The 11,598-nt window shown below is 71.0% G+C and carries 10 protein-coding genes; 6 read left to right on the forward strand and 4 right to left on the reverse strand.

Features of this window, described 5'->3' with window-relative positions:
• The first annotated feature begins 19 nt into the window (after window positions 1–19).
• Window positions 20–2,140, forward strand: a complete 2,121-nt coding sequence (locus ABN611_RS32075) for a DEAD/DEAH box helicase (protein ID WP_350276016.1) — start codon at window positions 20–22, stop codon at window positions 2,138–2,140.
• A 25-nt stretch (window positions 2,141–2,165) separates the two neighbouring features.
• On the opposite strand, the gene ABN611_RS32080 is transcribed toward ABN611_RS32075, so the two are convergent.
• Window positions 2,166–3,452: a sulfatase-like hydrolase/transferase gene (locus ABN611_RS32080; RefSeq protein ID WP_350276017.1), complete on the reverse strand. Its 1,287-nt coding sequence runs from the start codon at window positions 3,450–3,452 to the stop codon at window positions 2,166–2,168.
• An 8-nt stretch (window positions 3,453–3,460) separates the two neighbouring features.
• Window positions 3,461–4,246: a metalloregulator ArsR/SmtB family transcription factor gene (locus ABN611_RS32085; protein WP_350276018.1), complete on the reverse strand. Its 786-nt coding sequence runs from the start codon at window positions 4,244–4,246 to the stop codon at window positions 3,461–3,463.
• Window positions 4,247–4,352: 106 nt separating this feature from the next.
• Between ABN611_RS32085 and ABN611_RS32090 the strand changes: the two genes are divergently transcribed.
• From ABN611_RS32090 to ABN611_RS32100, 3 genes are read left to right on the forward strand one after another with little or no spacing between them, the layout of a single operon-like run.
• Window positions 4,353–5,135, forward strand: coding sequence for a GNAT family N-acetyltransferase (locus tag ABN611_RS32090; protein ID WP_350276019.1), 783 nt, complete (start codon window positions 4,353–4,355; stop codon window positions 5,133–5,135).
• Window positions 5,136–5,148: 13 nt separating this feature from the next.
• Entirely contained in the window at window positions 5,149–5,895 is a 747-nt protein-coding gene (locus ABN611_RS32095) for an SDR family oxidoreductase (protein ID WP_350276020.1), read from the forward strand.
• Window positions 5,896–5,898: 3 nt separating this feature from the next.
• Window positions 5,899–6,636, forward strand: a complete 738-nt coding sequence (locus tag ABN611_RS32100; protein ID WP_350276021.1) for a MerR family transcriptional regulator — start codon at window positions 5,899–5,901, stop codon at window positions 6,634–6,636.
• On the opposite strand, the gene ABN611_RS32105 is transcribed toward ABN611_RS32100, so the two are convergent.
• Complete coding sequence (locus tag ABN611_RS32105; RefSeq protein ID WP_350276022.1) at window positions 6,584–8,155, reverse strand: adenylate/guanylate cyclase domain-containing protein; 1,572 nt, start codon at window positions 8,153–8,155, stop codon at window positions 6,584–6,586. The genes ABN611_RS32100 and ABN611_RS32105 overlap by 53 nt on opposite strands.
• 128 nt (window positions 8,156–8,283) lie before the next feature.
• Between ABN611_RS32105 and ABN611_RS32110 the strand changes: the two genes are divergently transcribed.
• On the forward strand, window positions 8,284–10,050 hold the full coding sequence (locus ABN611_RS32110) for a M1 family metallopeptidase (RefSeq protein ID WP_350276023.1): 1,767 nt from the start codon (window positions 8,284–8,286) through the stop codon (window positions 10,048–10,050).
• A gap of 54 nt (window positions 10,051–10,104) precedes the next feature.
• Window positions 10,105–10,626, forward strand: coding sequence for a TrmH family RNA methyltransferase (locus ABN611_RS32115; RefSeq protein WP_350276024.1), 522 nt, complete (start codon window positions 10,105–10,107; stop codon window positions 10,624–10,626).
• On the opposite strand, the gene ABN611_RS32120 is transcribed toward ABN611_RS32115, so the two are convergent.
• Entirely contained in the window at window positions 10,621–11,481 is an 861-nt protein-coding gene (locus tag ABN611_RS32120; RefSeq protein WP_350276025.1) for a GNAT family N-acetyltransferase, read from the reverse strand. The two genes, ABN611_RS32115 and ABN611_RS32120, sit on opposite strands and share 6 nt — an antisense overlap.
• Between the last annotated feature and the right edge of the window lie 117 nt (window positions 11,482–11,598).

Consider the following 11,598-nt stretch of genomic DNA (forward strand, 5'->3'; position numbering starts at 1 on the left):
GGCGTCTAGGGTCGGGGGCATGGGTGAGTCGACAGTGGTGCTGACCGAGGACCGGGCGAAGGTCGCGGGCGACGTGATCCGCGCGATCGCGGGTGACGGTGCGCGGTTGCGGGCGGATCAGGAGACCGCGGTCGCGGCGCTGTGCGAGGCGGCGGCGCGGGTGCTCGTGGTGCAGGCGACCGGCTGGGGCAAGTCGGCGGTGTACTGGGCCGCGACGGCCATCCGCCGGGCCGAAGGGTTCGGTCCGACGCTCGTGGTCTCACCGCTGTTGTCGTTGATGCGGGACCAGGTGGCGGCCGCGAGCCGCGCCGGGCTGCGGGCGGCGACGCTCAACTCCAACAACATCGACGCCTGGTCGAGCATCGAGCACGACCTGCGCTCCGGCGCGATCGACGTACTGCTCGTCTCGCCCGAGCGCCTGGCGAACCCAGGCTTCGGCCGCCGCGTGCTGGACGGGCTGGCCGGGCAGATCGGGCTGCTGGTGATCGACGAGGCGCATGCGGTGTCGGACTGGGGCCATGACTTCCGGCCCGACTACCGGCGCGTGTCCGACGTGCTGCAAAAGCTCAACCCGAAGACCCCGGTGCTCGCGACAACGGCGACCGCCAACTCGCGCGTGACGGACGACGTCGCGGCGCAGCTCGGTGAGTCGACGTTGGTACTGCGTGGTCCGCTCGCGCGCTCGAGTCTGCAGCTCGCCGTCGTGGACGCGCTGTCGCCGCTGGACCGGTTCGCCTGGGTGGTCGACGTGCTGCCGAAGCTGCCCGGGTCGGGGATCGTGTACGCGCTGACGGTGGCGGATGCGCAGCGGCTGGCCTCGCTGGTCCAGGAGGTTCACGGCCGGGACGTGCCGGTCGCGGCGTACACGGGTCAGCTGGAGGCGGGGGAGCGGGAGAGTCTCGAGGACGCGCTGCGGGACAACCAGTTGAAGGCGTTGATCGCGACGTCGGCGCTGGGGATGGGCTACGACAAGCCGGACCTCGGGTTCGTGGTGCATGTGGGGTCGCCGCCGTCGCCGGTGTCGTACTACCAGCAGGTCGGGCGCGCGGGCCGCGGCATCGACCATGCGGTGGTGGCGCTGCTGCCGTCGGACGCGGACGCCGGGGTGTGGGACTACTTCGCGACGGCGACGATCCCGGTCCCGGAGAACGTGCAGCGCCTGCTGCGTGCCCTGGACGGGTACGGACCGGACGAGCCCGCGTCGGTGCCGGCGTTGGAGGCTGAGACCGGGCTGCGGCGGACGCGGGTCGAGTTGATGCTGAAGCAGCTGGCGGTGGACGGCGTCGTCGACCGGGTCGAGCGCGGCTGGGTGCGGACCGGGGCGGAGTGGACCTTCGACTCCGAGCACTACGACGGCATCGTGTCGGTACGGCGCCGCGAGGCCGACATCATGCGCGCGTACACCCGCGGCGATCGTTGCCTGATGCAACTGCTTCAGGAGTCGCTGGACGACCCGTCGGCGGAGCCGTGCGGCCGGTGCTCGGTCTGCCTGGGCGAGCTGCCGGACCCGCTGGTGCCGCGCCCCGATCCGGAGACGGTCGCGACGATCACGCGCTTGCTGCGCGGCGAGGTCCACGTCCTGGAGCCGCGCAAGATGTGGCCGGGCGGCGCCTTCGGCCCGCGCGGCAAGATCCCGGCCGGGTTGTCCGCCGAGCCGGGCCGGATCATCGTGTACGCCGACGCGCCCGAGTGGCGCGACGTACTGCAGGCCGCCTTCAACGGCTCCCCGGCACCCGAGGCCGTAGAAGCACTCCAGGCCGGCGCGGTGGCCGCCCTCTCCCGCTGGCGGAACTCCTGGTCCGCCCGCCCAGAGGTGGTGGTCCCGCTACCGGCGGCCGGCCACCCCGCCCTTACCTCCGCCATAGCCGACCACGTAGCCCAAGTGGGCCGCCTGGACCGAGCCGCCCTGACCGTCGACCGCTCCGCCTACACCGACGACCTCTCCTCACCCGAGGAAGCCAAGGTCTGGCGGGACGGTCTGGCCGTAGATCCGACCACGGCCCAGGCCGTCACAGCCCGCACAGTTCTGCTGCTCGTGGACGCCACGTCATCCCAGTGGCCGGTCACGGTCGCGGCGGCCAAACTCCGGGAATCCGGAGCCGCCGCAGTCCTGCCCCTCGTCATCCACAAGCGCCCCTGACAGGAGGCCCCTCCTCGGAGCCCAGTCAGCGCGCCCGGGCTCGCCAGCGCTTGAGTTGCTGGGTCCAGTCGGTGTTGGCGGTGATGAGATCGGTGAGAACGTCAGGGTGGGTGGGGGAGAGGTCAGTGGATTCGGCGGGGTCGGTGGTGAGGTTGTAGAGGTGGGTGGATCGGGTTGGTGGGGCGCCTAGGTGTTCGGCGGGGTTGGTGACCAGCTTCCACGGGCCCCGGCGGACGGCCTGTTGGCCGGCGTACTCCCAGGTGAGGGTTCGTTCGGGGACCTCGGATCCGGTGAGGAGGGGGAGGAGATCCAGGCCGTCGACCTCGGCAGGCAGAGGTACGTCGGCCGCGGACAGGAGCGTCGGTACTACGTCCATCATCATCGCGGGCTCCGTGCACGTGACACCGGACGGCAGCGCCGACGGCCACGACCAGATGCCGGGAACCCGGATCCCGCCCTCGAATACCGAGCCCTTGTGGCCGCGCAACCCACCGGTCGACCCACCCGCGTAGGCGATCTCCTCGCCGCCGAGCCAGTTGCGTTCCTCCGCCGACGGTCCGTTGTCCGACGAGAAGAAGATGATCGTGTCGTCGAGCCGCCCGGTCCGCTCGAGCACCTCGACGATCCGCCCGACCCCGTCGTCCACCCGGCTGATCATCGCGGCCATCACCTGCTGCTCCCACGGCAGGTGCGCGTACGCCGCCATCGCGTCGGCCGGCGCGTGCATCGGGTAGTGCGGCGCGTTGTACGGCACGTAGCAGAAGAACGGCTCCCGCACCCCGGCGATGAACTCCACCGCGCGATCCGTGATCAGGTCCGTCAGGTACGACCCGTTGTGCCAGACCTCCGCGTCGTCCGACCACAGGTCGTGCAGCGGGGTCCGCACACCCCAGTACATGATGTGCGAGTAGTAGTCGACGCACCCGGCGCGGAACCCGAAGTGGTGATCGAACCCGAACCGCAACGGCGCCGACCCCGCCTCGACCCCCAGGTGCCACTTCCCGAACATCGCCGTCCGCCACCCGGCCGCCGACAGCGCCGACGCGACTGTAGTCTGCGGCGGCAGCCCGTGGGTGTCCCGGGCCGCGCCGAGGATCTCCTCGACCCCGGCGTGCGCCGGATGCCGCCCGGTGAGCAGCGCCGCCCGCGACGGCGAGCACACCGGTGAGTTCGAGTACCAGTCGGTCATCCGGACGCCGCGGGCGGCCAGCGCGTCGAGATGCGGCGTACGGATCTCCGGACTGCCGTAGCACCCGAGATCACCCCAGCCGAGGTCGTCGGTGTAGATGATGACGATGTTCGGACGGGGCACGCGGACTCCTACCGGTCGCTGGTGACGGACGCCTCCAGCAAGGATTTCAGATCCGAGAGCAGTGCGGGCCAGCCGTCCTTGATCATGGTCCGCAGCGTGCTGCCCGGCTCGAAGCCGCTGTGGATCACGGTCAGCTTCACCTGGCCGTCGACCGGCTCCAGCTCGAAGGTTGCCGTCGACAACGGCTCGCGGCTGGTCCGGTCGTACGTCTCCTCGTCCAGCCCGACCTCCTTCGCGAACTCCGGCGTGATGTGGTGCCAGGCGTAGGACAGCCGCGTGTACGGCGTGTGCTCCAGCACCACCTGCCCCGGTCCGGAGATCGCGACGCCGCCCTGGTGCCACACCATCTCCGAGCCGGGCTGCCAGTCGGTCTCGTGCTGCACGCCCCAGTACTGCTGGGTGAACGCCGGGTCGGTCAGCGCCTGCCACAGCCGCTCCGGCGTGGTCCGGATGTACGTCGTGTAGACAAAGTCGTTGTTCATGTCCGCGGCCTCCAAAGCCGTCTTCAGGTCGGCGAACAGTTGGACCCGCCGCCGGTCGTACTGGTGGATCCAGCGGTCCGCGATGGCGTTGATCGGCTCCGCGTTGAGGTGGTGCAGCTTCTCGCGGCCGCGCCACACGGTGCTGACGAGGTTCGCGCTCTCGAGCACGGCGAGGTGCTTGCTCACCGACTGCCGCGCCATGTCCAGCTCGGCGCACAGCTCCCGCAGCGTCTGCCCGTTGCGGGCGTTCAGCAGGTCGAGCAGCCGGCGCCGGCTGGGGTCCGCGAGGGCGCGGAACACGTCGTCGTCCATCACGCTCCGATCGAATCATGCAGCCGTCCGGCTGCCTTTCCACAATAGGCAGCCGCACGGCTGCATGTCAACGAAAGTCGATTGACGGGCAGGCGACCATAGCCGGGTGGAGATCGTGAACCTCGGCTATCGCACCGACCTGGCCGTGCTCGGACTGAGCGGCAGCTCGGTGCACGACGCCGGCGAGTACGTCGTCGCGCGCACACCCGACAACCCGGGGTTCTGGTGGGGCAACTTCCTGCTCTACCGGACGCCGTTCGCACCCGGCGACGTGAAACGTCGTGTCGACGACTTCCGCCGCGAGTTCCCGGACGCGGAGCACATCGCCTTCGGGATCGACACCACGGGCGGCGAGATCGGCGCCGAGGACGAGCTGGCAGCCGCCGGATTCGCCGTCGAGCCCGCTGTCGTGCAGACCGCCGGCCGAGTGGTTCCGCCGCCCCGGCCGAACGAGCAGTCGACGTACCGGTTCCTGAGCAGTGACGACGACTGGGAGCAGGTGTTCCATCAGAGCCTCGCGTGTGCCGAGCTCGAGGTCGACGCCCCGTACGAGGAGTTCACCCGGCGCAAGGTGGCGACGAGGCGGGCGATGGTCGACAGCGGCCACGGGAAGTGGTTCGGCGCGTTCGACGGCGACCGGTTGCAGAGCTCGCTCGGGCTGGTCTTCGACGGTGCCGTCGCGCGGTTCCAGAGCGTGCAGACCGCACCGGAGGACCGCGGGCAGGGTCTCGCCGGCACGCTCGTCCACCACGCCGCGACGTACGGGCTGACCAGAGCGAAGACCCTGGTCATCGTCGCGGACCCCGACTATCACGCGATCCGGATCTACCGCGCGGTCGGATTCACCGACGCGGAGACCCAGTTGCAGTTCACCCGCAGGCCCGCGTGAAACAGTAGGGCGCATGACTGACGAACGGCGTGGGGTGGTTCTGGTCACCGGTGGCAGTCGCGGGATCGGCGCTGCGGCGTCGCTGGCGCTCGCGGCCGACGGGTGGGATGTCGGCGTCAACTACCGGACGCAGGCCGACGAGGCCGCCCGGGTCGTGAAGGCCTGCGAGGAGCGTGGCCGCCGCGCGATCGCCGTCCAGGCCGACGTCGTGGAGGCCGACCAGATCGAGCGCCTCTTCGACACGGTCACCGCCGAGCTCGGCCCGATCGGTGCCGTGATCAACAATGCCGGCGTGGTGTCGCCGGCCGGCCGAGTCGCGCAGTACGACGCGGAGCGCCTGGACCGAGTGTTCCGGGTCAACGCGATCAGCGCGTTCCTGGTCGCCGGCGCCGCGGTCCGGCGGATGTCGACGGCATCCGGCGGCAACGGCGGCGTGATCGTCAACGTCTCGTCGCGCGCCGCGGTGCTCGGATCGGCTGGCGAGTACGTCGACTACGCGGCGAGCAAGGCGGCCGTCGACGCGCTGACCGTCGGGCTGGCCAACGAGGTCGCGAAGGAGGGCGTGCGGGTGCTCGGCGTGCGGCCGGGACTGATCGAGACCGACATCCACGAGCCGGGCCGGCTCGACCGCCTCGGTACGACGCCGCCGCTGGGCCGTCCCGGGGAGGCGGCGGAGGTCGCGGAGGTGATCGCGTTCCTCGCCTCGGACCGTTCGTCGTACATGACCGGTACGACGGTCGACGTGTCCGGCGGCCGCTGAGCCATGGGGCTCCGGCCGGTCGACCTCGCCCGGCGGGCGGGTGTATCGACGCAACTGGTGCGCAACTACGAGGCGGACGGGATCCTGCCGCCGGCGCCGCGCTCCGAGACGGGCTACCGCCAGTACGGGCCGGAGCATCTGGCGGCCCTATTGACCTACCGGGCGCTGGCGCCCGGGTTCGGTGCGGAGACCGCGAGCGAGATCATGCGTGCGGTCCACCACGGCGACGAGGCGCACGCGTTCAGGCTGGTGGATGCCGCGCACGCGGCGCTCCACGAGCAGCGCCTCGCGACGGACGCCGCGAGTGAGGCGCTCGCCGCACTAGCCGCGGAGTACGTCGACGAGCAACCGGTCAGCGGTCCGTCGTTGCTGGTGGGCGAGTTAGCGCACCGCCTCGGGATCCGCCCGTCGGCGCTGCGCGTCTGGGAATCCGCCGGCCTGCTGGCACCCGCGCGTGAGCCCGGCACGAAGTACCGCCGCTACGGTCCCGAGGAGGTGCGGGATGCGCGGATCATCCACATGCTCCGGCAGGGCCGGTACTACTTCGAGCAGATCAAACCGGTCCTCGACGGCCTCAGAAGGACCGGCAGCACCGAGGCGCTCCGCGCCGCGATCGCCGAACGGCGAGCCGCGCACGACCGCCAGACCAAGGCGATGCTGTACGGCGCCGCGATGCTGCACGAACTCCTCACTGCTGGGGAACCGCAAGGCGCGTCGGCACCGACCGCCCCCGCACCGTGACCAGGTCGCTCTGCTGCCACCGTTCGGACTCGGCGGGCGACGCTTCCTCGACCGCCGCCATCGACGCCATCAGCCGCCCGGGTGCGGTCTTCGCGAGCTCGCTGAGCCGCGCGGCCTCGTTCACCGGGTCGCCGATCACCGTGTACTCGTGCCGCCGTACGTCGCCGACCGTGCCGGCCACCACGACGCCCGCCGTGACGCCGATCCCGGCCGTTGCATCCGGCAACTCCTCGGCGATCCGCCGGGCCAGCTCGCGGCCCGCGGCCAGCGCACTGCCCGCCGGATCCGGCAACTCGGCCGGCGCCCCGAAGATCGCCAGCGCCGCGTCCCCGGCGAACTTGTTCACGAACCCGCCCTGCCGGTCCACCTCGGCGACCACGAGCGCGAAGAACTGATTCAGCAGCTGGACGACCTCGGTCGGCGGCCGCTGCGCCGCCAGCGCCGTCGAGCCGACCAGATCGACGAACAGCACCGCGGCGAACCGCTCCTCGCCCCCGAGCTGGTCGCTGTTCAGCGCCTCCCGGACCACGCCCGGTCCGACGTACCTGCCGAAGAGGTCCCGGATCCGCTCGCGTTCCCGCAGTCCTTCCGCCATCCGGTTGAACCCGGCCTGCAACGAGCCCAGCTCGGTCCCGTCGAAGACCGGGATCGTCACGTCGAGCCGCCCGTCGCCGATCAGGTTCAGCGCGTTCCGCACCGAGCGGACCGGGGCGACCACCGACTTCGCCGAGAGCCACGTCAGCAGGCAGCCGTTGCCGAGCGCCACGATGCCCAGGGCAAGGATCACGATCGACAACCGGGTCGCGGTGACGTCGCCTTCGATGAGTGCCAGGAGAGCTGCCAGCATCAGGCCTGCCACCGGGACGCCGGAGCCGACCGCCCAGAAGAACACCGTGCGCGCCTTCAGTCCTGCGGCGAGCAGCCGCCGCGGCGGCGGTGAGTCCACCAGCGCCCGCGCCGCGACCGGCCGGAGCGCGAACTCGGTGAGCAGGTACGACACCGAGCAGGTGATGATCATGCCGTCGACGACCGTCAGCGCGACGCGCAGCGCGTTCCCGGGCTGCAGGACGAGCGTCATCACTGTGAACAACACGGCCGCGACCATCCACAACAGCACCTCGATCAGCGTCAGCCGCAGCGGAAGCTGCAGCGTGGCGATCTGCTCGCGGCGGCTCGCCGGGCGGCCGAGGTCGATCCAGCGGGTCACCCGCCGGGTCAGCCGGGTGCTCCACACGCAGCCGATCGCCACCGCGACCAGGAAGTACGCCGGGATCGCGATCGCGTCGAAGAGCTGCAGCCGATCGACCAGCGGCGGACCCGGCAGCACGAAGACCGCGAGCACGAACACCACCAGCGCGCCGATCAGGTTGGTGCCGATCGAGAAAGTGGTCATCAGGATCTGCAGCCGGACCCGCAGCCGCCGCGGGCTCTGGTCGGCGGGCCCGAGCAGCCACGATCCGAACGGCCGCCGCTTCAGCACCAGCTCCGGATTCCCCTGGGACGTCCCCTGGATGGCCATGGCCCCTAGTCTGCCTGGTCGGCACCGGACGCAGGTTTTGGCACGGTGGTGCGGTTGGCCCAGATTGGCCGCCCGATCCGGCGTCCGCCTGGGTACTGTTCCCCGGACGCCTCATCCTGGAGCCTTCCTTGACGCACGATCGCCACTCCTACGCCGAGCCGGGCCTGGTACGGACCACCCACCTCGAGCTGGACCTCGCACTCGACTTCGACGCGAAGGTGCTGTCCGGCAGCGCCACGCACACCCTCGCCTGGACCGGCGCGGGGGACCGGCTCGTCCTGGACACCCGGGACCTGACGGTGCTGGAGGTCGAGGGGCAGACGGCCGACGGCTGGGAGCCGCTGGAGTACAGCCTCGCGGTTCCGGACCCGGAGCTCGGCTCCGCGTTGACGATCCGGACGGCGAGCCACCCGCGGGTGAAGGTGAGCTACCGGACCGCGCCGACCGCGACCGGCCTGCAGTGGCTGGAGCCGGCGATGACGGCCGGTGGCGTGATGCCGTTCATGTTCAGCCAGTCGCAGGCGATCCATGCCCGCAGCTGGGTGCCGGTGCAGGACACGCCGAGCGTCCGGTTCAGCTACGCCGCGCACGTCACGGCGCCGCCGGAGCTGATGGTGCTGATGAGTGCCGACAACGGTACGACGTCACGCCGTACGGGCTCGTACGACGTGGTGATGCCAGAGCCGATCCCGTCGTACCTGCTGGCGATCGCGGCGGGCGACCTGGTGTTCGAGCCGCTCGGCGACCGGTCGGGCGTGTGGGCCGAGCCGGCGACCGTGCGGCAGGCGGCGACCGAGTTCTCCGACACCGAGGAGATGATGCGGGTCACCGAGGCGCTGTTCGGCCCGTACCGCTGGGGCCGCTACGACCTGCTCGTGCTGCCGCCGTCGTTCCCGTACGGCGGCATGGAGAACCCGCGGATGACGTTCGCGACGCCGACCGTGGTGATCGGCGACAAGTCGCTGGTCAGCGTGATCGCGCACGAGCTCGCGCACAGCTGGTCCGGCAACCTGGTCACCCAGGACAGCTGGGACGACATCTGGCTCAACGAGGGCTTCACGTCGTACGTCGAGAACCGGATCGTCGAGGCCGTCTACGGGACCGAGTTCGCGGTGATGGAGACCGCGATCAAGCAGCACGCGACCGTGGTGAAGCTGGACCCGCTGACGCCGGCCGAGCTGGCGGTCGAGCTGCCCGGGCTGCACCACCGCTCCGAGTACCACGGGACGACGTCGACGGGGCCGCTCAAGGGGTCGTGGTTCCTGTCCTGGCTGGAGCAGCGGTTCACGCGGGACGTGTTCGACCCGTTCCTGCGGGGGTACTTCGACCGGTTCGCGTTCCGCAGCATCAACACCGACGACTTCGTGGAGCACCTGCGCGCGGAGCTGATCGCGCCGCACCCGGGCGTGGTGACCGAGGCGGAGCTGGCCGCGTGGCTGTACGAGCCGGGCATCCCCGGGTTCGCCGAGCGGGCGGTGTCGGCGCGGTTCCAGGTCGTGGACGAGGCGCGGGCCTTGTGGCTGAAGACGGGCGAGCTGCCGCACGGCGCGGAAGGGTGGACGACGCAGGAGTGGCTGCGCTTCCTGGACGCGGCGCCCGACGTCCTCAGCCCGGTGCTGCTGCAGCAGCTGGACCGCGCGTTCGGCCTCACCGGTACGGCGAACGGCGAGATCGCGCGCCGCTGGTACCAGATCGTTGCCGCGAGCAGCTACGAGGCGGCGTACGCGGAAATGGCCGAGTTCCTCACCAAGGTCGGCCGGATGAAGCTGGTCCTGCCCGTGTACCACGCCCTGGCCGGCACCGACCGGGCGTTCGCCACCGAGGTTTTCACCAAGGCCCGGCCCGGCTACCACCCGATCACCACGGCGGCGGTGCAGAAGATCCTCGGCCAGTAGACTGGTCGGCATGATGACGCGAATTCCTGACGGGAGGATCGATCCCGCCGCTCGATGAGCGGGATCCGGGTGCGGAGCCGCAAGGACCTCCGGCACCAACGCCGCCGCAAGTCCCACTCGTGCTGGGACCAGCTGCTGATCGCGCCGCTCTGGCCGCTGTACGACGTCAACCTCGGGACACTGCTCCGGACGTGTGACGCCGTCGGGGCGTGTCTCGCCGTACCGAAGTTGCCCTGGGTGCCGGATGCGCTTGCCAAGGGCAACACGTTGCGGCGGCGGAGCTGTGTGCACTGGACCGGGCACGATCCGGTGCGCTGGCTGATCGACCAGCGGGCCAGACCGGACACGACCGTGATCGGGGTCGAGCTCGCCGACGAGGCGATCCGGCTGGCCGACCTGCCGCCGGCGCGGAACCGGACGATCGCGGTCCTCGGGCACGAGCGGACCGGGATCCCGCCGGAGGCGGTCGACCAGCTCGACGTCGTGGTCGAGATCCCGATGATCGGGACCGGCGCGAGCCTGAACGTGGCCGTCGCCGGGTCGCTCGTGCTGTATCGGCTCGCCGGGCTGCTATAGGTCGAGTTTGCGGCGGTGGGTGCGGTACTGCGGGACGTAGCCGAGGCGGTCGTTGGTGCGGCGCATGGCCAGGTTGGTGTCAACGGTGTCGGTGAGCAGGCCCGCGAGGTCGGGGAAGCGCTGCCGGGTCTGGTGGATCTGCGCTGCCTTCATCCACAGCGCGAGCCCGCGGCCGCGGTGCTCGGGCAAGACGGCGGTTCCGTAGAGCTGGCCGTCGCCCTTCCCGTCACCCGGTACGACGACCTCGGTGAAGCCGGCGATCCGCCCGGATCGGTCCATCGCCGCGACGACCAGCAGGTGCTCGCCGCGCTGCTCGATGAGCCGTGCGGCGTGCCGGCTCCGCTCCACGTCCCAGGTGTCCACACCGGCCGTGATCGTCCCGGACGGCGCGTCGTTCATCCCGGCGCGCGCGTCGGTGAACGTCTGCGCGAGCTCGTCCGGTACGACGCCTTCCCACGACACCAGCCGATACCCGGGCACCTCCGGCACCGCAGCCACGGACCGCGACAGGTCGAGCCGCGCGTAGATCAGCGTGAGGCCGATCGCGAACCCGTGGTGCTGCAGGAAGCGGTCACCCGCCGAGTCCACGTCGACATCGGTGGTCACCGTGCGTACGTCGTGCTCGCGCGCGCCGGCTACGACGGCGCGCAGCAGCAGCGTCCCGATCGCGCGGCGTCGCTCGGCGGGATGGACGTTCAGTTCGAACTCGGCCAGGTGCGCGTGCGTCCGGCGGCCGTCGAGTCGCAGGAACGCGGAACCGACCGGCGTACCGTCGCGCTCCGCGGCGAGCCAGGCGATCCGCCGGCTGAGCGGCCGGTAGTCGGGATCGTGCAGGGGGATCAGTCGGATGCTCAAGCCGTCAACATAACGCGGCGGCGGATCAGAGTCCCGCGCCGAGGGCGCGGATCGGGTGCTCGCGGCAGGACGATCGGCTACCGTGGCGCGCAGGCCACAACGGGGAGAGGCGAGCGG

This window comes from Kribbella sp. HUAS MG21, from assembly GCF_040254265.1.
Lineage (GTDB): Bacteria > Actinomycetota > Actinomycetes > Propionibacteriales > Kribbellaceae > Kribbella.